General features: G+C 32.6%; 20 protein-coding genes and 1 pseudogene. 9 read left to right on the top strand and 12 right to left on the bottom strand.

Going from position 1 to position 22,854, the window contains the following annotated elements; all coding sequences use genetic code 11:
- Positions 1-170: 170 nt before the first annotated feature.
- Positions 171-656, top strand: coding sequence for a DinB family protein (locus ACKI42_RS08165; protein ID WP_407404286.1), 486 nt, complete (start codon positions 171-173; stop codon positions 654-656).
- 50 nt (positions 657-706) lie between these two features.
- On the opposite strand, the gene ACKI42_RS08160 is transcribed toward ACKI42_RS08165, so the two are convergent.
- From ACKI42_RS08160 to ACKI42_RS08120, 9 genes and pseudogenes are all read right to left on the bottom strand, one after another.
- Positions 707-1,663 (bottom strand): helix-turn-helix transcriptional regulator, encoded by a 957-nt coding sequence (locus ACKI42_RS08160; RefSeq protein ID WP_407404284.1) that lies wholly within the window; start codon positions 1,661-1,663, stop codon positions 707-709.
- Between the two features lie 78 nt (positions 1,664-1,741).
- Positions 1,742-3,469, bottom strand: coding sequence for an ABC transporter ATP-binding protein (locus ACKI42_RS08155; protein WP_407404282.1), 1,728 nt, complete (start codon positions 3,467-3,469; stop codon positions 1,742-1,744).
- Positions 3,470-3,971: 502 nt separating this feature from the next.
- Positions 3,972-4,697: pseudogene (lptB, locus tag ACKI42_RS08150) on the bottom strand (LPS export ABC transporter ATP-binding protein); the annotation flags it as partial.
- Positions 4,698-4,781: 84 nt separating this feature from the next.
- A complete protein-coding gene (locus ACKI42_RS08145; protein ID WP_407404280.1) occupies positions 4,782-5,636 on the bottom strand; it encodes a lytic transglycosylase domain-containing protein in 855 nt (284 codons plus the stop codon).
- Positions 5,637-5,693: 57 nt separating this feature from the next.
- Positions 5,694-8,189: an ATP-dependent Clp protease ATP-binding subunit gene (locus ACKI42_RS08140; RefSeq protein WP_407404278.1), complete on the bottom strand. Its 2,496-nt coding sequence runs from the start codon at positions 8,187-8,189 to the stop codon at positions 5,694-5,696.
- 222 nt (positions 8,190-8,411) lie between these two features.
- Entirely contained in the window at positions 8,412-9,122 is a 711-nt protein-coding gene (locus ACKI42_RS08135) for a DUF6090 family protein (RefSeq protein ID WP_407404276.1), read from the bottom strand.
- Positions 9,115-9,315 carry a DUF4177 domain-containing protein gene (locus ACKI42_RS08130; protein ID WP_407404274.1) on the bottom strand — a complete coding sequence of 67 codons (201 nt, stop codon included), beginning with the start codon at positions 9,313-9,315 and terminating at the stop codon, positions 9,115-9,117. The genes ACKI42_RS08135 and ACKI42_RS08130 overlap by 8 nt, the downstream gene beginning before the upstream one ends.
- A gap of 119 nt (positions 9,316-9,434) precedes the next feature.
- Positions 9,435-10,151 (bottom strand): DUF2071 domain-containing protein, encoded by a 717-nt coding sequence (locus ACKI42_RS08125; RefSeq protein WP_407404272.1) that lies wholly within the window; start codon positions 10,149-10,151, stop codon positions 9,435-9,437.
- 98 nt (positions 10,152-10,249) lie between these two features.
- On the bottom strand, positions 10,250-10,411 hold the full coding sequence (locus ACKI42_RS08120; protein WP_407404270.1) for a hypothetical protein: 162 nt from the start codon (positions 10,409-10,411) through the stop codon (positions 10,250-10,252).
- A 518-nt stretch (positions 10,412-10,929) separates the two neighbouring features.
- On the opposite strand from ACKI42_RS08120, the gene ACKI42_RS08115 reads away from it, so the two are divergent.
- Complete coding sequence (locus ACKI42_RS08115; RefSeq protein WP_407404268.1) at positions 10,930-12,465, top strand: endonuclease; 1,536 nt, start codon at positions 10,930-10,932, stop codon at positions 12,463-12,465.
- A gap of 92 nt (positions 12,466-12,557) precedes the next feature.
- Here ACKI42_RS08115 and queA read toward each other — a convergent pair whose 3' ends face one another.
- Positions 12,558-13,607: a tRNA preQ1(34) S-adenosylmethionine ribosyltransferase-isomerase QueA gene (gene queA / locus ACKI42_RS08110; protein ID WP_407404266.1), complete on the bottom strand. Its 1,050-nt coding sequence runs from the start codon at positions 13,605-13,607 to the stop codon at positions 12,558-12,560.
- 211 nt (positions 13,608-13,818) lie between these two features.
- Here queA and ACKI42_RS08105 point away from each other — a divergent pair, with 211 nt between their 5' ends.
- From ACKI42_RS08105 to ACKI42_RS08090, 4 genes are all read left to right on the top strand, one after another.
- On the top strand, positions 13,819-14,511 hold the full coding sequence (locus ACKI42_RS08105; protein ID WP_407404264.1) for an AIM24 family protein: 693 nt from the start codon (positions 13,819-13,821) through the stop codon (positions 14,509-14,511).
- 278 nt (positions 14,512-14,789) lie between these two features.
- Complete coding sequence (locus tag ACKI42_RS08100; protein ID WP_407404262.1) at positions 14,790-16,181, top strand: Gfo/Idh/MocA family protein; 1,392 nt, start codon at positions 14,790-14,792, stop codon at positions 16,179-16,181.
- Complete coding sequence (locus ACKI42_RS08095) at positions 16,171-17,079, top strand: sugar phosphate nucleotidyltransferase (protein WP_407404260.1); 909 nt, start codon at positions 16,171-16,173, stop codon at positions 17,077-17,079. The genes ACKI42_RS08100 and ACKI42_RS08095 overlap by 11 nt, the downstream gene beginning before the upstream one ends.
- On the top strand, positions 17,070-18,098 hold the full coding sequence (locus tag ACKI42_RS08090) for a phosphotransferase (RefSeq protein WP_407404258.1): 1,029 nt from the start codon (positions 17,070-17,072) through the stop codon (positions 18,096-18,098). Before ACKI42_RS08095 ends, ACKI42_RS08090 begins: the two co-directional genes overlap by 10 nt.
- Here ACKI42_RS08090 and ACKI42_RS08085 read toward each other — a convergent pair.
- A complete protein-coding gene (locus tag ACKI42_RS08085; protein WP_407404256.1) occupies positions 18,095-18,583 on the bottom strand; it encodes a DNA-deoxyinosine glycosylase in 489 nt (162 codons plus the stop codon). The genes ACKI42_RS08090 and ACKI42_RS08085 overlap by 4 nt on opposite strands.
- A gap of 166 nt (positions 18,584-18,749) precedes the next feature.
- On the opposite strand from ACKI42_RS08085, the gene ACKI42_RS08080 reads away from it, so the two are divergent.
- Entirely contained in the window at positions 18,750-20,057 is a 1,308-nt protein-coding gene (locus tag ACKI42_RS08080; protein ID WP_407404254.1) for a DEAD/DEAH box helicase, read from the top strand.
- A gap of 72 nt (positions 20,058-20,129) precedes the next feature.
- Here the strand turns inward: ACKI42_RS08080 and ACKI42_RS08075 are convergent, their stop codons facing one another.
- Entirely contained in the window at positions 20,130-21,023 is an 894-nt protein-coding gene (locus tag ACKI42_RS08075) for an SMP-30/gluconolactonase/LRE family protein (RefSeq protein WP_407404252.1), read from the bottom strand.
- Positions 21,024-21,106: 83 nt separating this feature from the next.
- On the opposite strand from ACKI42_RS08075, the gene ACKI42_RS08070 reads away from it, so the two are divergent.
- Both ACKI42_RS08070 and ACKI42_RS08065 read left to right on the top strand, forming a co-directional pair.
- Complete coding sequence (locus tag ACKI42_RS08070) at positions 21,107-21,451, top strand: MerR family transcriptional regulator (protein WP_407404250.1); 345 nt, start codon at positions 21,107-21,109, stop codon at positions 21,449-21,451.
- A gap of 95 nt (positions 21,452-21,546) precedes the next feature.
- Positions 21,547-22,854 carry a helix-hairpin-helix domain-containing protein gene (locus ACKI42_RS08065; protein ID WP_407404248.1) on the top strand — a complete coding sequence of 436 codons (1,308 nt, stop codon included), beginning with the start codon at positions 21,547-21,549 and terminating at the stop codon, positions 22,852-22,854.

The raw sequence follows: 22,854 nt of genomic DNA, 5'->3' as shown, positions 1-22,854 counted from the left end.
CAATTATTAATCGGACTCCCTATCTTAATCTAATACTATAATTGGTATTTTAACTAATTTTAATATCTGCATTTTCTATCAATTTTACAAAAAGCAGATTTCTACTGACAAACTGTTGTCACAACTTTAATTTATTTTTGAATCAACAAAACAAGTTAATACAAAATATTATGAGCACAACAAGTACAAAGCAGTTTATGACGACAGAACAATTATTAGAGCACTGGCAAGGACACAGAAATCTAACGCGCAGAACCCTTGAAGCATTCCCAGAAAAGGAATTATTTGATTTTTCGATAGCTGGTATGAGATCATTCTCTAAGATGATCGTAGAACTTATTTCCATTGCTGGTCCTTCTCTGAAAAGTATTGTAGAAAACAGTATTGAAAAATATGACGAGTCTAGTTTTAATCCTACTACAAAAGTAGAAATTCTTAAAAAATGGGACGAAGAAACCTTGGTAATCAATGATTATTTTAAACAAATATCTGAAGAACGTTTTCAAGAGACATTCAATTTGTTTGGAGAGTTTGAATTTCCTATATATGAAAACATTTTATACTTCATTGATAATGAAATACATCATCGTGCTCAAGGATTTATCTACTTGAGGGCTTTAGGAATTCAGCCTCCATTCTTTTGGGAAAGGTTTTAAGAGTTTTTTTTAGTCAATTACATACAAAAACCCAACGTAAATGTTGGGTTTTATTGATGTTTTTGAATTATTTTATTCAGTAAAATTTTAAATGAAAATTTGAGTGATTCTGGTTCCAACACTGTTACATAATCTGCAAAAGTAACTAGCCAACGAGGAAAACCTTCATCAATCCATGCTGTCTCAAAAATCATTTCTACTTCATTTTCCCTATCAAATTCCTCAACCCAACCATAATATTTTTTCGAGTTTTGCATAAAGCTAACTGCCTTTTTTTCTATCAAAATTCTTACTTTAACTTTTTCTCCGTAAGAATTTTTTTTATAATCATTTATCTGCCCATATTCATTAGAAAAAGAATTTTCTGTTTTAATAATTTGGAATATTCTATCTACTCGAAATTGTCTAAAATCATTTCTTAAAATACAAAAAGCCATCATATACCAATAATTGAATTCATAGAAAACACCAACTACTTCAATAATTCTTGAAGAAATTATAGAATCTGCAGTTTTATATTCTATTTTTAACTGTTTCTTTTCTGCAATACTTTCTAAAATTATAGGTATAATATTTCTGATATTCTCAGTCTCAGAATCATTACAATCATTATAAACATCAATTTGATTTTCAATATTTTCTATTAAGCTTTTGTCTGAGTATTTCAATACTGAACGTAATTTAATCATTGCATTCTGATAATGAATGCCAAGACTTTGATGTAAAAATTTTTGCATTAATTTTTCTGCCGTAATAAAACTCAAAACCTCTTCTTTTGTAAACATGATAGGAGGAAGTTTATAACCTTCCATCAAGTAATAGCCACTACCCGCTTCACCCACAATTGGAATTCCAGCATTTTCTAAAGTTTTGACATCACGATAAATCGTTCTTATACTTACTTGAAATTTATTTGCCAAATCTTGAGCCCTCACAATGGGTTTCGATTGTAGTTGGGTGAGAATAGCTGTTACTCGGTCTAGCTTTTTTATGTGATGATCATTCATCTATAGTTAATTAATTTTGCTTTAACGCAAATCAATGTTTAAAAATTTTCCAAAACTGTTTTTATTACTCAATAAATTTTATTTATCTCTGTAAGTATTCACCAATCGATCGAGGTTTAAACTTCTCGCTGACGCATTGAAAATCTCTCTGTAAACTCCATCTTGTACATACAATTGATCGTGCGTTCCACTTTCTACAACTTGTCCTTTTTTCATCACATAGATTTTATCCGAATCTAAAATTTGAGATAAAGAGTGAGAAATTATTACCACCGTTCTTCCTTCTTTAATGGCATCCAAAGAATTTTTTATTTGTTCGGTAGCAATTGCATCCAAACTCGCAGTAGGCTCATCCAAGAAAATAATTGGAGGGTTTTTCAAGAATAATCTCGCAATCGCAATCCTTTGTTGTTGTCCACCAGAAAGCTGGGTTGCATCATGCTTATATTTTTCTGGGAGATCCACGATCTGATCATGTAAATAGGCTTTTTTTGCCGCTTCTTCTATTTCTTCGAAACTTGCATTCATATTTCCATATCTAATGTTATCTTCTATACTTCCTTGGAAAATATGGTTTTTTTGCAATACCAATCCCAAATCATGTCTTAAGAAAGAGTTATCATATTGAGATAAATTGACGTTATCCAAACTGATATCACCTGAATTTGGTAGGTAAAATTTACACAAAAGATTAATTATAGTAGACTTTCCTGCACCACTTAATCCTACAAGTGCAGTCGTTTTTCCATTTTCGATAGTCATGGAAACGTCATTCAATGCTTTTGTACCATTTGGATAAGAAAAATTAACATTTTTAAGCTCAAAATTACCCTTAATTTTTTGCTCTACAAAAGTTCCATTTTGTTCTGTTTCCTCATCTGCATTCAGAATATCAAAATAACCTTCAGCGTAGATCATCGCATCATTCATATCGTCATAAATACGGTGCAACTGCCGAATAGGTGCTGAAACATTATTAAATAATAGAATATGCAACATAATTGCTCCGATAGTCATCTGCTGATCTAGAACCAAATATACAGTTAACAGAATAATTACGACAACTCCAAATTGCTCGATAAAAGTTTTTAATCCATCATAGATGAAATTGGTTTTTCTAGTGAAAAGCTGACTTTCCATCAGTTGCATCTGAAGATCATATTGTTTTTTGCCTTCGAATTTTTCTCTCACAAAACTCTTAATCACCATGATAGAGTTAATTAAATTGAGCAAACCTGAAGTTTTTTGTTCTCTTTGGTTTCTCAAAGCTCTTCTTACACCACCCAATTTTTTAGCTTGTAAAGAACTTATATAAAAGAAGATAGGAACGATTATGGTTGATACCAATCCCACATATATGTTTTGAGTGTACATGATGACCAAAGCAATGATGGCATTAGAAAATAGGGGTAGTATATCGATGAAGAAGTTTTGCACCAACTTGGTTAAACTTTCTATTCCTCGGTCTATTCTTATTTGTAATTTTCCAGATTCGTGGTTTTCATCATTGAAATAAGCAACACGATACCTTAAAATTTTATCAATTGCAGTTTGTGCTAAAACCGAACTTACATTAATTCTGATTTTTTCGCCATAAAATTTCTGACCAAAATTAATGAAAATGTTCAACAATTCTTTACCCAAAAGTATAATAGAAATAAGCACTAGAATATGAACACCTTTTGCCATCGGATCTGGAAGATGCGTCAATTTTGTAACCTCATCTACAGTATATTTCAGTACCAACGGGTTTACCTGAGCTGCCAATGCACCTAAAAATGTAAGTAATAGTGTAACATAAATCATGACCCTATAAGGCTTGATAAATGGGACTAATTGTTTATAGATACTATATAACGTAATTGTTCTATTGAAAGGGTTTGCCATGCCTTACCTATTAACGAAAAACGTACCAAATCCTAATGAAAAGGTACGTTTAATTTATTTCTTTTAACCTAGATTAACATAGATTTTAATTTTCAAAACCGTAAGTAGTCAAATAATGCAACTCTGGACGACTTGCTTTTTGAGATTGAGATTGAGCAGTATCTAATGTATAAAGTGAATTTAATTCCTTCTTCTGAAAAACAAAAGAATTATTTGCATTTTTATCTACAATTTCATTGAAAATATATTCCACTTCAGAATTAGCTAACGACGCAAAACTAATATCCTCGAAGCCATAAAGTATCTTCAAATCATCATATCCTTTGAAGTTTTCGTCTACAAAATTTTGAAATTGAAATTTGGAATCAAAATTTCCAGCCCAAATATTATACGCATATTTTTTCTTACTTGGCTTATCAAAAATACTTTGATACACGAAATTCTCCCCAAGATACGCCTCTCTCACTTGAGGATCATTGGCCAAGTCTTCTGGTAAACCTTCTTTCAAGATTTTGCCTTCAAACATAATATAGGTCTTGTTGGTGATTGCCAAAGTTTGCTGTACATTGTGATCCGTAATTAAGATACCAATATTTTTGTCTACCAAACTTCTAACAATCTTCTGAATATCTTCCACTGCAATAGGATCTACCCCAGCGAATGGCTCGTCCAACAGGATAAAATTCGGACTTGTAGCCAAGCATCTTGCAATTTCTGTTCTACGACGTTCTCCACCGGATAATAAATCTCCACGGTTTTTTCTAACATGCTGAAGAGAAAATTCTTCTATTAACTCATCGCATTTTATTTTTTGATCTCGCTTTGATAATTTCGTAAGCTCCAGAACCCCCATAATATTGTCTTCCACAGACAACTTTCTGAATATTGAGGCTTCCTGTGCAAGATATCCAATACCTTTTTGCGCTCTACGATACATTGCATCTGATGTAATCTCTTGCTTATCTAGAAATATTTTACCTGAAGTAGGTTTAACCAGACCAACAATCATATAAAAAGAAGTTGTTTTACCAGCGCCATTGGGGCCTAGTAGTCCAACAATTTCTCCTTGTTTCACTTCTACAGAAACTCCTTTTACAACTTTTTTCGGACCGTATTCTTTGATTAAATTTTCTCCACGTAAAATCATAAAAGCAAAGATAAAGTTTTTTTTGAATTTTAAAGTTGTGATCCATTTTTATAAATGAGAATTCTTATTGCTTGATTATTAGCATTAAGGTGCTTGATTGATTGATCTTACTAAAATTTTGCTTTTTTTGTATAAAAAATCGGGCATTTTATCTGTAGAAAGATATAATTTACTTTCTCCGTCATTAGCCAATTTTTCTTCAATCCCTGGATTCCATGATAGAAGTTGAGAAAAATCCAACCCAATTTCTTCAGCGATTATTCTGAGGTTGAAGCTTGCATTAATTTCAGTTTCTGTAAGTGCGTCTTCATTTTGATTGCCCCCGTTTCCCTTTATAAAGATAGTCTTCATCCTAGAATTATTATAATCTGCTATAACACTAGGTAATTCTCCAGTTGCATAACAAGCATTTAGATATTTCTGAACATGATTAATGGTTTCATTGGGAAGATAAGGAGAATAGATATGATATTGGCTAGAGTTAGCAGCTTGCATTGCTTTTGCTATATTTCCTTCTCCACAATTGTATGCTGCCACAACAGTTACCCAATTATTATATTTTCTGTACAAATTTGACAGAGACACTGCGGCCACTTGTGTACTTTTGTAGATATCGTTTCTATCGCTTGTAGATAATCCGTACTGATTGGCATGTGCAGGCATAAATTGCCAAACCCCAACCGCTCCGGCGCTAGAAGTAGTATTTTTATTGAAATGAGATTCTATTAAAGCCAAATTTCTCATATGTCTAGGAACACCTTTTTTTGCTAAAGTATATTCTATAAACTTCACTTGCTCACGATAATTGTTGATGATATCTGTATATCTTTTCACACTGCTCTCTGAAGTGTCGGATGCAGACAGATATTGCGCCTGTGTCCATTGGCTATAAGCAAAAAATAGCAACACTATAGCCGTTTTTGTTTTCGAAATTTTCATTATTTGTGTAGTATAAAAAAGTAGGAGTTTATGTAAGACACCTACTTTTGGAGGTTGCTATTTCACAACCCAACTTATTTTGTTTTCTTCTTTGTTCCAATCTACATGTAGTGTTTGCCCAACTTTCACTTCCTCCCTTACAATCATTTTGGAGATCGGTCTTGCCAATTGAGAACGTATGACTCCAGAAATTTGTCTGGCACCGTACTTACTACTAAATCCGCCTAACGCCAATTCTCTCACCGCTTCATCCGTAATGGCAAGTGCCATCCCAAGGCGATGTAATGACTTGTGTAATGATTTTAATTGAATATTAAATATACGTTCAGCAATAGATTCTGTAATAGGTGCAAAAGGAATAATTTCTGTAATTCTTGCTAAAAATTCTGGTCGAAATCTTCCCGAATTAGACATAATCTGCATCAGCAAAGAAGATTCTGGTATTTTGCCTTCTTCAAATTGTTTTACAATCTCTTCACTTCCAATATTCGAGGTAAATAAGATAATAGCATTGCTGAAGTCTCCTTCTTTACCCAATTTATCATGAACTTTTCCTTCATCCATAATTTGTAAGAATACATCAAAAACAGAGTGATGTGCTTTTTCAATTTCATCAAATAAAACTACCGTATAGGGTTGCTGACGGATCTTATTAACCAACATTCCCCCTTCTTCATATCCTACATATCCAGGAGGCGCACCATACAATAATGCCGCAGAATGTTCTTCTTTAAATTCTGACATATCAAATCTTACCATTGCTTTTTCGTCATTGAAAAGTAATTCTGCCATCGACTTTGCCAATTCGGTTTTCCCTGTCCCTGTAGGACCTAATAAAAAGAAAGAACCAATAGGTTGCCCTGGTTTATTCAATCCACTTCGGTTTTCAACAATTGCATCAGATAAAACTTTTAACGCGTGATCTTGCCCTACTACTCTGTTCAGAAGTAAAGACTCCATATTCAGTAGTTTTTCTTTTTCTTGCGCTTGTATTTTACCAATTGGAATATTGGTTTTTGCTGCCATTACAGCTGCCAATTCTAATCGATCTACTTTCTCTCTTTTTACAGCTGCATGTTGTAGTAATTCTGTATAAGTATCTTCAATAATTTTTTGAATATGCTCTACAGGCATAGAATTGTCGATTTGTGGTTGCTCATTAAGAGAACCCCATAATATTGGACTTATTTTATCTCTAAGTAGGTTGTAATTCCAAATCAATTCATCTGCCTTATCTTTTGGATCTAAAAATTCTTCTTCCAAAATAGCTTCATAAATCAATTTCCAACTTTCTAGTTCTTTCTCAGAAAGTTCGTCTAGCATCTTTATAGCTGCCATTGTTCTATCCAACAAATCTATTGCTGCATCTGGAAGTTTTTTACCTTTAGCATATCTTTTTGCCAAACGTACACATTCTGGAAGTGCTCTTTTCTCAACCTCAATGCCGTGGTGTTTTTTATAACCATCCAAAAGGACATCTATCATCTTTACACACGTTTGCTCATCAGGTTCAAGAACCGTAAGTACTTCAAAACGTCTATTGAATGCCTGTTCTGGCTCTATTATTTTTCTGTATTCTTCTTGCGTAGTAGCACCAATTACGGTAATTTCTCCTCTTGCCAATTCTGGTTTTAATAGATTGGCTACATTTCCTATGCTTCCTTTTGGATCTAAAAGTGTATGAATTTCATCAATAAATAAAATAGCTTTCTCTATTTTTTTACATTCATTAATTACTTTTTTTAGACGATCTTCAATCTCACCTTTATAGGATGTCCCTGCCAAAAGTGCTCCAGTATCCAACTCTAATAGTGTCCCATTTTTCAACATTTCTGGTACATTTCCCTTAGTTATTTCTGTAGCAAAACCTTCTACCAATGCTGTTTTCCCAACGCCAGGCTCTCCAATAATAATCACATTAGGTTTTGTTCTTCTACAAAGAATTTCTACCAACATGCGAAGTTCTTTATCTCTACCTATGATATTTTCTATTTTGCCATCTCGTGCCTGCGCAGTTCTATCGATGCAATAGCTTTTGATGGAAGGAAATGAAGTGTCAGCATAATCTGATCCGTTAGAAAATAAAGAAGAAATTTCAGATTGTTCTGCTGCACCATAAGGTGTTTCCTTTCTATACAAATTGAAAATCTCGTGCTCACGCAAGGGCAAAGATTTCAGCTGCTGGAGTGTAAATGCTACTTGAGGTTTTACAATTGCTGTAAGAATACAGATTGGTGTAATTTCGTCTAAGCCCAATTTTAGCCTAATATCATCCGCTTCTTCCAAAATTCGATCTACAAATTCTCCTTCTCCAACCACGTCAGGAAGGTGAGTTGTTTTGGGAAAATCTTCCAAACGTACATCTGCCCATTCATAAAAATAGCCAGGATCTTTGTCTATACTTTTTAAAAATTCGGTGAGGCCAATATCTTTATGCATTAGCGCCTGAAGAATGTGCGGACCACTATACGTGGCATTATAATTTTCTCTTGCAATAGATTGTGCAATATGGAAAAGCTGTTTTACGGTTTCGTTGGTTACTAATATTCCCATTTGTGTTTTACTATAAATATGTTAATTTGGTGAATCTAAAATATAACTTTTTAACTTATTATTAAAATTTTAAACACTAAATTTGTTTAATATAATATATTTTACGCCAATTATAGTGATTAATAGGATTACTTTAAAGCAATGTGTTCGGAATTAAAAAACCTCCCCAAAATTTCTTTTGAAGAGGTTGTATTTAAATAAAGTTAAAGAAAAAGAGTTGATTTAATCCAAATTTTTCAATTCTTGAATGATGGATTTTTCTAGTAGTTTCAATTTATTTAAAACTTCTTTGTATCGCAATATCTTAAGCACTCTATTATTTTTCATCCTCCAAAAATAGCTTAGAAGTTCTTGTCTGTTTTTCTCTGTTAGATTATCCGAAGGTTTTATATCTACTATTTGACCTTGATTACTAAAGATCAAATTAGGATAAATTACATCATTTATAGGTTTAAAATAATTTTGAAAATCCTGTAATTCAGGCGCTCCATCTTCTAATTTCTCTATTATTTTGTAATTAAAATCATAAAGTTCAATAATTTTAAATCTTAAACTATCGTTTGTAATCGTTTTTAGTCCACTAGACTTCATAGATTCGTATCCTGTTTTATTAATTATGGGCGAATAATTTCTAAATAGTGCTAAATAATGTAACGCTAAAGAATCATTCCTCTTTACTGAACCTTTAGACCAATTTGCGAAGTAATTGATACTTGATACACTTATTTTATGCCCATTATAATTATTTTGCAAATCGATTAGATCAGACTTCAAACCATTATTTATTTCTCTCAATATTGTTTTCTGAGAAACTTTATCTCCTTGGTTAGAACTCCACTCTGTCAATGCAAAAGCGAGTACAACACTGATGAAAATTAAAGCAAACTCTGAAAAATATTTTTTTAAAATATCAAAGCTTATTTTTTTAAGCATCCTTTTCGAAAAATAAATACACATAAATCGCCAATCCAAAATTGGTAGAATTGGTAGTTACTAAATGATAACCGTTTTTAGAATACTCATCTAATTTGTTTTGAATATCTTCTTGAGATTTTTTTGCGATGTGATCTGGGTCTAAGGTAATTTTTGTGTAAAAAATAAGTGTTTCTACTTTGTAATCTTTCATTTGCGTTCAATTTAAATTAGTTATATTTCTCAAATATACACTTTTTAATAAAATAGTAAAATTCATTTCATTATTTTCGAACTAAACCATAAAAATAAGAATATTATAAACCGAAAAATTTATTCACCCATAATTTCAGGTAAAGCACTCCATTCGTGTTCTATATTTTGCATCAAAATAGCATTATCCAATTGTATAGATCCTTCTGGAAAAACAGATGTATTCTCAAAAAAACTAGATTTTATACGATGGATTTCCAAAGGTTGAACTTCCCAACTATAAGCGTTCAATTGTAATCCTTCAAAACAATTTCCATTTGAAGAATAGCCTACAGAACCATTTTCAAAGAAATTTGATACATTTTCTAAACTTCCAAACATTGAGTTTTTATTAAAATCTGAAGAAAGCTTCGCATCCAGTTCCAAAGTGGTAGAATCTGAACTTGTATAAGCAAGATGATAATCTGTAGAACTTTCTTCAACTTCAAATTTTGCATAATAATGCTTACCAGGAAATATCCTTCCTCCAACCAAAGAATTCAGCCAAAGATTGGTATCTCGTCTGGGGATAAAGACTCCCTCTTTTGTAATCCCATTTTCGTCCCATTCTACAGCGATTCTATGTGCTGCATTTTCCGAGTTTACGCCTACAACACTAGGAAATCCTTTAGGTTTTATATCTTTTAATCGAATCAAACAGATTCCCACAATAGATTTTCCTTTATAAATCTTTGGGCGAAAAGGAAAAGGTAATAAAGATTGAACAACGGTAGGGTCAGCGGTATAATTAACAAGAATTCTTCTCTCGATAATACCGTGCATGGTTGGGATTTTCATTGTTTATTTTTAGAGTGAAAGTTCGGGTGAAAAACATTTCAATTTTTACTACAGACGTTCCTTTATCCAATTTACTTTTTAGTAGTGAACTTTAATTTCTAGCAAGCACTTCCACCTTCAAATTCTATCGTAGTTTCTGCTTTTGTTTTTTTGTTTAAAACTTTCATTTGTCCAGTTGCTCCTGCAGAATCTGCCTCTGTACTTACTTCTCCTACTTTTGCTTTGATATTTATTTCATATTCTGCATTCTCGAGATGCATAGAAAATTCGTCATCACTCTCATATTTTGTTGCTTCATATTTTTGATAAAAAACAACCCTTTTACCGTCTATTTTAACAAAATTATTCCATCCATTGTCTTTCTTAGAGCCTGCTTGTACAAAAATAAGATCACGGCCACTACTTCCCTTTCTATAATATTCTGTGATGCAACCTACGCCGATTTCAGAAACTGCGACAGAAACATTCTGTACTACAATATTTTTTTGAGGTTCTTCTACCTTTTGAATAGTTTATTTGATTTCAGTTTTTTGTTTTTCTTGCTGACAAGAAGTAAAATTAAGCACAATACATGCTAAAAATGGGAATAAAATTATCTTTTTCATCTTGAATTTTAACCCAAAATTAAAAATTTTATACGTATTGTTCAATTATAAAATAATCGCTACTTATTATAATATTGTAAGGATAAATACGTTAAGAATAGATCACAAAAATTTAATATAAAACTCATTTTATATTCGACAAAATGTGGTAATCTTGCATAAAATTATTGTACATGAAAAAAATTATTTTCTTTTTATCCATCGCTGGTATCGCCCATGCTCAGGCGCCTGCAGGATATTACTCTTCAGCAAATGGGCTTACGGGAGCAGCCCTAAAATCAGCATTGAGCACTATTATCACCAATGGTCATCAAGACAAAGGCTATAGCGGACTTTGGACAGCTTACAAGACCACGGATATTGATAAAACATTTGAGAACGACGGATCTATCATGGACATATACTCCGAAAATCCTAGTTCTACGGATCCCTACAAATATACACTTGTAACCAATCAATGTGGAACTTATTCTGTAGAAGGTAATTGTTACAATAGAGAGCATATTGTACCACAAAGTTTATTTAGCCAATCTGCACCAATGGTTTCAGATATCCACTTCATCAGAGCGACAGACGGAAAAGTAAACGGAATGAGAAGCAATTATCCATTTGGAAAAGTTGGGACTGCTACTTTTACGTCTAAAAATGGATCTAAGTTGGGTAATTCTGCCTCTTCTGGATACGCTGGAACAGTTTTCGAACCAATAGATGAATTTAAAGGTGATGTTGCAAGAATGATTTTCTATTTCGTAACAAGATATCAGAGTAAACTTTCTACATTTTCTTCTGGAAATATGTTGGGAAGCACTGCATTTCCAGGATTACAAACTTGGGAACTCAATGTACTTTTGGCTTGGCATAAACAAGATCCAGTTTCTACAGCAGAGATCCTTCGAAATAACGCATCTTATACTTTCCAAGGCAACAGAAATCCATTTATAGATAATCCGAGCTATGTGGGTCAAATTTGGGGTGGCGACACCGCTACTACTCCTAATCCTAGTACTCCAACACCTAATCCTGGTACCAATTGTGTAACAGAAACCTTCGATTCTATCCCAGCATCTAACGCTTCTTACACAGCTAGAACTTGGTCATCTAATGGTATTTCTTGGTCTGCTACGGATGCTAGAACCGACCAAACCATCAACGGAAAGGCAATTACTCTTAGAAATGGAACTCTTTCGGCTGGAAGTACCACTAATGGAATTAGCTCTCTGACGGTAACGACACAAATGAAATTTACGGGAACAAATGGGACTTTCGCAGTAAAAGTGAATGGGACTACTGTAGGAACTATTCCGTATAGCTCAACTGCAACTACTACAACAATAGACAATATTAACGTTGCAGGAAATGTAACAGTAAGCTTAGTAAATAATTCTACTAGTAATAGAGTTGCTATTGATGACTTGAAATGGACTTGCTATTCTACTTCTGGCGCAAGAATGATTCAGCCAACAGTAAGTGCAGAATTAGCAAATAATGCTTTGAAAATCTCTCCAAACCCAATTTCTGGACAAGAAATCTTCGTAAGTGGAGATGTAAGCAAAATCAACAAAGCAGAGATCTATAACCTTAATGGAAAATTAATGCAGACCATTGATGCTCCTTTCAAACAAGGGAATTCTATTAAAACTAAAAATCTAACTCAAGGTGTTTATTTATTAATTTTAGACAAAACAAATCTAAAATTCATTGTAAAATAAATCTTGATTCAACACAAAAAGAAATCCCGTTCAAAATAATTTGAACGGGATTTCTTATGTTAAATTTATTTATTACTATAGAGCAAATTCGATTATAAAATCAACATAGCATCTCCGTAAGAGTAGAATTTATATTTTTCTTTTATCGCTTCTTCGTATGCACGCATAATGAAATCTTTACCAGCAAACGCCGCAATCATCATTAATAATGTAGATTTTGGAGTGTGGAAATTGGTAATCATCGCATTAGCAACACCAAAATCGTGAGGAGGATAAATAAATTTGTTTGTCCAACCACTGAATTCTGAAATTTTTCTGTTAGAAGAAACAGAAGTTTCTATAGCTCTCATAGTAGTAGTTCCTACTGCACAGACTCTTCTATTTTCTTGTACTGCTTTGTTGATGATTTCAGCATTGGTTTCATCAATAAAAATTTCTTCAGATTCCATTTTGTGCTTAGAAAGATCTTCTACTTCAATTGGGTTGAATGTTCCTAAACCAACATGTAGAGTTACCTCAGCAAAATCAATCCCTTTAATCTCTAGTCTCTTCATCAAGTGTCTAGAAAAGTGCAATCCTGCAGTAGGCGCAGCTACAGCTCCTTCTACCTTAGCATAGATTGTTTGGTATCTTTCTGCATCTTCTGGTTCTACTTCTCTCTTGATATATTTTGGAAGTGGAGTTTCCCCTAATTCCTTTAGTTTAGTTCTAAATTCTTCGTAAGAACCATCAAATAAAAATCTCAAAGTTCTACCTCTAGAAGTAGTATTATCAATAACCTCAGCTACCAAAGACTCATCTTCTGTGAAGAATAACTTGTTACCAATTCTTATTTTTCTTGCTGGATCTACCAATACATCCCAAACTCGAGTTTCTTTATCTAGTTCTCTTAGCAAGAAAACTTCAATTTTAGCGCCTGTTTTTTCTTTATTTCCGTAAAGACGCGCTGGGAAAACTTTAGTATTATTGAAGATGAACAAATCTTTTTCATCAAAATAGTCTACTACATCTTTAAACAATTTGTGCTCAATAGTTTCAGTTTTTCTATCCAAAACCATCAATCTTGCTTCGTCTCTATGCTCTGATGGGTGTTCTGCTAAAAGTTCCTCAGGTAGATCAAAGTTAAAATCTGATGTCTTCATTTTTTAAATTACGGTTTAAAAATTATATGAAAATATACTTAATGTAATTTTCTATTTGCAAATATACAACATTCGATACCCCTTTGTCAAGTCTTTATTTCACAACCGCCTGCCAGAAGCACTTTGCGGAGGTTATTTTTTAAATAAGTGTTTAATTTGGTCTAAATTTAAACTAAAATACTATCTTAGTGTTCACAAAAAAATCACAATTATGAGCAAATATTCACTAGATGAATTTGTAAAGCAAACCAAAGAAAATCCTCTAGAAAGAGATTACTTCGAACTTGAAAAACCTGCACTTTTGGAAATCAACCTAAACAACCAAAAAGTTTGGACAAAAACGGGAAGCATGGTTGGCTATGTAGGAAACATCAATTTCGAAAGACAAGGTATGCTATCTGGAGGTTTGGGCAACTTACTAAAAAAGACGCTTAGCGGAGAAGGTTCTAAACTGATGAAAGCAGAAGGTACCGGGAAATTATATGTTGCTGATTCGGGTAAAAAAGTAAGAATTCTTTATTTGAATAACGAAACACTTTTCGTAAACGGAAATGATGTTTTGGCTCACGAATACACCATCAATAGTGATATTAAAATGCTTAAAAGTATTGCTGGAATGATCTCAGGTGGTTTATTTCAAGTGAAACTTTCGGGAACAGGGCATATTGCAATCACTACGCATGGTGATCCTTTGACGCTAATGGTGACTCCCGACGCTCCTGTTTTCACAGATCCCAATGCTACAGTTGCTTGGTCTGGTAATCTAAGCCCAGAATTGAAAACCAATGTATCATTCAAAAGCTTGCTAGGTAGAGGAAGTGGAGAAGAATTTCAGATGAAGTTTTCTGGTAACGGTTGGGTTCTTATACAACCTTATGAGGAAGTGTATGTAACTGCACAATAAATAATCTAACAATATAAAAGCAAGGAATTATTTTTTTTTGCTTTTGTATTTTAATTCTCAAAATTGTTGTGATCTTTTGTAATTGGATTAATCCTTTTTGGATTTAAGCTGAATTGCCAATCTATATTACACTTTGAAGCTGCAAAATCGTTTTTTCACTGCTGATTTTTAATCCTAAATTTTAGGTTGAAGATTAAACAAATCTTAATTATTTCATATTGGTTTAATCTACGGAAATTTTCCCTAATTTTAAAATCTTTAATTAAAATTAATTTTAAATGAATAATTCCAGAAGAAGTTTCATAAAAACAGCAGCCTTAGCAGGTTTTGGAGCATTAGTTTTACCAAATTCATTATTTGCCTATTCAGAAGGTTTTAAAAAAGATAAAAGAATAAGAGTTGGATTTATTGGAGTTGGACTACGAGGGCAAGAACACATAAAATTGCTCGCTAAACGAGATGATGTAGAAGTAATTGCTTTTGCTGATCCCAATAAAACGATGCTTGCAGCTTCACAAAAGATATTACAAGCCAATAACAAACCTGCAGCTCAGGAATTCTCAAACGGAGAATTTGATTATAGAAATCTTTTAAAACAAAAAAATATAGATGCAGTAATTATAGCAACACCTTGGGAATGGCATCTTACACAAGGCGTAGAAGCAATGCGTGCAAAGAAAATTGTGGGTATGGAAGTTTCTGGAGCTATTAAACTAGAAGATTGTTGGGAATTTGTAAAGGTTTATGAAGAAACAAAAGTTCCAATTTTTATGATGGAAAATGTTTGTTACCGAAGAGACATCATGGCTGTTCTGAATATGGTAAGAAAAGGTATGTTTGGCGAAATTGTACACGGAAGAGGCGGTTACCAACATGATCTAAGAGGTGTTTTATTTAACGATGGTGTTACACCTTACAACTCTGGTGCAGAATTCGGCGAAAAAGGTTTCAGTGAAGCAAAATGGAGAACCGAACATTATGTAAAAAGAAATGGTGAACTCTACCCTACTCATGGTTTGGGACCAGTTGCCATGACGATGGATATCAATAGAGGAAACAGACTGACAAGGCTTTCGTCTTTCTCGTCAAAATCTTTGGGATTACACAAATATATTGTAGAACACGCAAAAGGAGGAGAAAATCATCCCAACGCAAAAGTAAAATTTAATCAAGGAGATATTGTGACAACTCAGATTGCGTGCGAAAATGGCGAAACAATACTTCTTACACACGACACAAGTCTGCAAAGACCTTATGATTTGGGTTTTAGAGTTCAAGGTACAGAAGGAATTTGGCAAGATTTCGGTTCTGGTGGTCTAGATCAGGGTCAAATTTATTTTGAAAAAATAATGAATCATACTCACAAATGGGACAATAGCGAAAAGTGGTTGAAGGATAACGACCATCCTATGTGGAAAAGATTTGAAAACAAAGCAGAAGGAGCAGGACACGGAGGAATGGATTTCTTTGTGATGAATACTTTTATAGAATGTATCAAAAAAAATATAGAATTTCCGATGGATGTTTACGATCTTGCAACATGGTATTCTATCACGCCACTCAGCGAGCAATCTATCGCAAATGGTGGACAAGTAGTAGAAATACCTGACTTTACAAAAGGAAAATGGAAAACACGCAAACCTGTATTTGGAATGACAGATGAATTATAAAAAAACGTTACTGATATTAGCTGGAGGTTTAGGAAGTAGATACAAAGGTTTAAAACAAGTTGATGGTATTATGGATAATGGTTCCCCTATCTTGGAATATTCAATCTTTGATGCTTTAGAAGCTGGTTTTACAAAAATTGTAGTAATAATTAATCGTTTTATTCCTGAAAGTTATATTACTAGATTAAAAGAAATTTCTGAAAAAAAGAATTTTGATTTGGTCTTTGTTTATCAAGATATTAAAGATTTTTTACTTAAAGATTTTGATATTTCTGAAAGGCAAAAACCATGGGGAACTGCGCATGCTATTTTGTGTGCAAAAAATACGATTCAAGAACCTTTTGTTATCATTAATGCTGATGATTTTTATGGTAAAGAAATTTATAAATTGGCCTCTGAACAAATAAATGAAGGTCAAATTTCCGAAAACCAATATGAACTCATTGCGTATCCTTTAAATACAACTTTAAGTGAAAATGGAACGGTAGCTCGTGGAATTTGCAGTTTTGATGAAGTCGATAATTTGTTGCATATTAAAGAACAAACTTCCATCAGAACCGAAGGTCAGAAAATTGTTTATTCAGAAAACGACAAAACCATTGAAGTAGATCCAGAAACGCTGGTTTCAATGAACTATTTTGTATTTCATCCAAGTATTTTCGAAAATTTGGAACTTTATTTTGAAGAATTTTTGCAATCTAAACCTGCTTCTACTCAAGAATTTTATATTCCTTCTGCAGTACAAAGAATGATTAATGAGAAAAAAGTAAACGTTTTATTGAAAAAATCGCCTTCACAATGGATGGGAATGACGTATGCTGATGATAAAAACATCATGAAAAATTATTTGGAAACACAAATTCAAGAAAAAAATTACCCCGAAGATTTATGGAAGTAGAATGCATTGTAGAGCAGTTTTTTGGCGAAGATGCGTACAAAATTTCACCGATTACCAATGGATTAATTAATTCTACATTTTGTGTAGAAAACTTAGATACACAAAAAAAATATATTCTTCAAAAAATCAATAAACAAGTTCTTAAAAACCCAAATTCTTTAATTCTAAATCATTTGCACATCAATTGTTTACTAGAATCTAGTGGATATTTGTACGAAATTGTAAACTTAATTCCATCTATTGAGAAAGAATATTTGGTATATGATGAAAATTTCAATCCCTGGAGAATGTTGAGTTATATTGAAGATAGCGTAACATTTTCTAAGGTTTCTAATGTTGCAATTGCTTACGAAGCTGCAAAAACATTTAGTCACTTTTTAGCTCAAATTAATTGTAAAGAATTGCCTTCTTTAGAAGAAATCATTCCAAATTTTATCAATTTTGAAAAAAGAATGCATGATTACAAAATTGCTTTAGAAAACACGACTGATGAATTAAAAATCAAGGCACAAAAAGAAATTCAAATTGTAAATCTATTCGAAAATCTTCCACTAAAATGGATTAAACTTGAAAATGAAAACCAACTTCCGAAAAGAGTCATCCATGCCGATCCAAAAATCAGCAACATCCTTTTTAATAAAAACAATGAAGCTTTAGCGGTGATAGATTTAGATACTCTAATGATTTCTACCATTTTGTACGATTTTGGAGATATGGTACGATCTTATTGTAATACAAAAAATGAAGACGAAGCTACGAACTCTAACAATTTTAATTCTGAAATTTATAAGGCCGTAAAAAAAGGATTTCTCTTTTACTTGCAAGACAACCTATCTACTTTGGAGCTAGACAATTTAGATTATGCAGCAAAAGTTGTGGTGTACATCCAAGCCGTTCGATTTTTGACTGATTATTTGAATGGAAGCACCTATTATTCTATTCAATATCCAGAACATAATTTAGATCGAACTCAAAATCAGTTACAATTATTACAAAGTATGTCTCAATATTTAGATTAAAGATGTTTCGAAATGATTTGCCAACTATTCAGCTTTTTTTCATAAGAAATGGTGTGTAAGGGACTTGTAGAAGGCAAAAGAAAAATGGGAATTAAATAGTTTTTACCGAGAATTTTCACCAACTCCTTGTAAGATTTGCCGCCATTACAAAAGATAGCCTTTATATTTGGATGCATTTCTAGAAGAGATTTTATATCGTTTATTTCTTCATTTTTTATTTCAGAATCTAGACTGCCCTTTCTTTCGCAAGAATCGATAACATCCCAAAGTGCAATTTTATTTTGTTTTAAAATATTTAATTTTAAATCATAGTTTAAAGTAAATTCCGCATCAAGCAACTCAAAAATAATTGTCCAAAATTTGTTTTGTGGATGCGCATAATATTCTTGTTGCTCCAAAGATTTCACACCAGGAACAGAACCCAGAATTAAAATTTTAGATTGTTCATCAATAATTGGATTGAAGGAAGAAATTCTATCATTCATAGTTTAAACAATTTCTTGAAGCTATTTTTTAATTTAAATCAAGATAAAAATTCTCAATTTGTTTTAAAATGAACATCAAAAGATCCAATTTACCATTTTAGAAGCAATTTATATTAAATTTTGGGTAATAATTTCTACTCAGCAAGTTTTCTTTTACCTTTGCAAAATGGAATTAGAATCAATTTTACAAAAACTGAAGATTCAGGAACTGAATCAGATGCAACAATCCACATATACAGCGACCAAAAATAATACCGATGTTGTTTTACTTTCTCCTACTGGATCTGGGAAAACATTGGCTTTCTTGATGCCTATCCTTAGAAATCTGAAAAAAGATGCTACAGGAATACAAGCATTAATATTAGTACCTGCAAGAGAATTAGCATTACAAATAGAGCAAGTTTTCAAAGCAATGGGGACCGATTTTAAAGTTTCTGTGTGCTATGGTGGACACGATAAAAAAGTAGAACTTAATAACTTTACGCAAGCGCCTGCTGTTCTTATTGGAACGCCTGGAAGAGTTGTTTATCACCTGAAAAATAAAAATATAGATCCTTACACGATCAAAACTTTGGTATTGGACGAATTTGATAAAGCTTTGGAATTTGGTTTCCATAAGGATATGGAATTCATTATTGGAAAAACCAATAATCTTACCCAAAGAATTCTTACTTCTGCAACAGCAATGGACGAAATCCCAGAATTTGCAGGATTGCGCAAGGAAAAAGTAATCGATTTCTTGAAATTGGCAGAAAGCAAACCAGATATCCAACTGAGAAGAGTAATGACGATTGCTGAGGAAAAATTGGAAACCTTATTTCACCTTATTTGCAAAATCGGAAACAAAAGAACACTTATTTTCTGTAATCACAGAGAAGCTGTAGACCGTATTTCTGATCTTTTGAGAGACAAAGGAATAGACAGAGAAACCTTCCACGGTGGTATGGAACAAGATGAGAGAGAAAGAGCTTTGCAAAAATTCAGAAATGATAGTGCAAGAATTTTAATTACTACAGATTTGGCAGCTAGAGGTCTAGATGTGCCTGAAGTAGAATCTATTGTACATTATCAATTGCCTTACAAAGAAGACGCATTCATCCACAGAAACGGAAGAACAGCAAGAATGAACGCTAAAGGATTTGTTTATCTTGTGATGACGGAGGAAGAAGATTTCCCATTCATCAGCAAAGAAACGCCAACAGAGGAAGTGAAAGAATTCTCTACAGTACCAGAAAATTCTCCATGGCAGACCGTTTACATTAGTGCAGGTAAAAAAGATAAAGTAAACAAAGTAGATATTGTAGGATACTTGATAAAGAAAGGCGAACTTGAAAAAGAAGATATTGGTTTGATTGAAGTAAAAGATACAACTTCGTATGTGGCAATTTCTAGAAAAAAGGTTGAAAAACTTCTTCAGAAATTAAGCACTGAAAAACTAAAAGGCAAAAAAGTAAAAATGGAAGTAGCTTACTAATTTCCAAGATTACACATGAATACAAAAGGTCACAAAATTGAATTTGTGACCTTTTTTTATATTTAAAACAAACTATTTTATCCCTTTTGTTTGAGTTTTCAAGGTATAAACAGATTTTGAAGCTGTGATAAATAATATATCGTTATTCTTCCCTCCGAAAGTAACATTGCTCGTCCAAGCTTCTGGAATTGCAATGTGCTTTATTTTTTCTCCTTTTGAATTAAAAACCGTAACGCCTTCTCCAGTAAGGTACAAATTACCACTAGCGTCTAACGTCATACCATCAGAACCCATTTCGCAAAATAATTTCTTATCAGATAGTTTTCCTTCACCCAAAATATCATAAACATATGTTTTTTTCGCATCAATATCAGACACGTACAACTTATTTAGTTTTATACTTCCAATAATCCCATTGGGCTGCACAAAGGTTTCCAATTTGGTAATGCTTCCTGAATTATTTCTGTAGTACAAATTCTTTTCGGGTATTTCTTGTTTAAAATTTTTCCAATAGTCTCTTTCGTATAAAGGATCTGTAAAATAGATTCCGCCTTTTGCATCTATCCAAAGATCATTTGGTCCGTTCAATCTTTTTCCTTCGAATCCTTTAGATAAAATTTGTATTTTTTTATCTTTTCCTATTTTCCAAATTTCTCCAATTTCATCAGAGCAAGTAATTAGGTTGTCATCAGCATCAAAAAAAGTTCCATTGGCTCTTCCAGTTTTACCTAGGAATTCGGTTATTTTATTGGAATTCCAATTCCAAATATAAATTTTATCATTGGGTTGGTCTGTGAAATACACATTCCCAGATTTATCAGCAGACGGACCTTCTGTAAAAGTAAATTCATCAGAAACTAATTTGGGATTTTCGTTGGCATAAAAAACAGAAGCATTTTTTACAGATTTGCAGCCTACAAACAGCATTAATATTGCCCAAAAAGCTAGTTTTGTTTTCTTATTCATTATTCATTATATATAATCTGCAATTTACGAGTTGCTATTTAGCCTAAAAAATAATTATCTTTGAATTTTCCCTTATTATTAAAATGAAGACAAACTTACCCGACAAACTGTATTATTCTATAGGAGAAGTCGCAAAGGCTTTCGATGTAAATGCTTCTTTAATAAGATATTGGGAGCAAGAATTCCCCATTATTAAACCAAAAAAAAATAAGAAGGGCAACCGATATTTCACTCCCGAAGATATAGAAAACCTAAAAATGATCTATCATCTCGTGAAGGAAAAAGGATATACCTTGGATGGTGCACGCATTGCGCTAACTACCAATAGTAAAATCTCTGAAACCATTTCGCTAATCGATCGTTTGGAATTTGTGAAGGCTGAATTACTAAAACTAAAAGATTCTTTGGTAGAAAAGGATTATTCTTAAAATCATTGCTTTATTCGTTTTAAAATTACATAAACCTTAAAATATTCATTAAAAGCATTATTAAAGTTAAATTTAATTATTAATTTTACTTTAAGATGAGAAAGAATTATTACCAAAAATTGGCATTTTTAGGATTGCTCTTGGTTGTATTGTATGGTTTTCAGAAGTACACCAGTTCCTCTGACGATCAAATACCAAACGTAAAGTTTGTTTCTGAAAATAAAGAGTTAATACCACTTTATGAGTTTAATCCTAATGATCTTGATGAGAATCAATGGTCGAAATTGGGATTTACTGAAAAGGAAATCGCTACAATCCTCAATTATAAAAAAGTAGTTGGTGGCAATTTTGTTTCTAAAAAACAATTGAAAAAATGCTATGCAATCACCCCAGAAAAATTCGCTCAATTAGAATCCTATATTCTTCTTCCAGAAGACAATAAAGACGCGAAAAGCAACACCAATTCTTTCTCCAAATTTGCTAAAAAAGAGCTGAAGATTAACGGAAAATTTAATCCTGATGTTTTATCAGAATCAGATTGGCAAGCGATGGGATTTAGCGACAAACAAGCCGCAGCTATTATTAAATATAGAAACTATTTGGGTGGAAGTTTTGTAAGCAAAGAAAAATTTAAAGAATGCTTCATTATCAATGATGAAAACTATAGAAAACTAGCTCCTTATCTCCAATTACCAGAAAAAAAACCTAGCAATTTTAATTCTTATCAAGCTCAAAACAAAACAGTTAAAACAGGAATTCAACACAGCAATTTCGATCCTAATATCTATCAATTACAAGATTGGATGAAGTTGGGATTTTCTGAAAAACAAGCGCAAGCCATCGTAAATTATAGAGATAGAAATCTTAAAGGTAGTTTTAAGACGTTAGATGATATAAAAAAGTGTTTCGTGATTTCTGAGCAAAAATTTGAGGAAATAAAACCTTACATTCAGCTCAATCCAGCTACCATGATTCAGACTAATACTCCAAATAAAACAATTGCAAAACAAGAACAAACCGACTTTTCAAAAACAGATCTTAATACCATTACCTTCAAACAATTGATAGAATTTGGCTTTGATGAAAGAGCTGCTGGTTCTATGGTTGGTTTTAGGAAAAAATTGGGTGGATTTGCCACAAGAAATCAAATTCTAGATACCTATAATATCGATAAAGAATTGATGCAAAAGTTGCTTGCTATCGCACCATTAGACGCATCCAAAGTTGAAAAATACACCTTGGTAGATGCACCAGAAGAATGGCTAAAAAACCATCCTTATTTTAAATATTCTGCGGATAAAATCATTTATTTAAGAGTAAGTTATCCCAACGATCAAAAAATTTGGAAAAACCTAAAAGTAAAGCCAGACTATGAAGCGAAAATGCGTTTGTACCTTAAATAA

The sequence above is a fragment of the Chryseobacterium sp. genome, assembly GCF_045629545.1.
GTDB lineage: Bacteria > Bacteroidota > Bacteroidia > Flavobacteriales > Weeksellaceae > Chryseobacterium.
The sequence above is the reverse complement of the archived record's forward strand: the minus strand, read 5'-3'. Positions and strand labels throughout refer to the sequence as shown.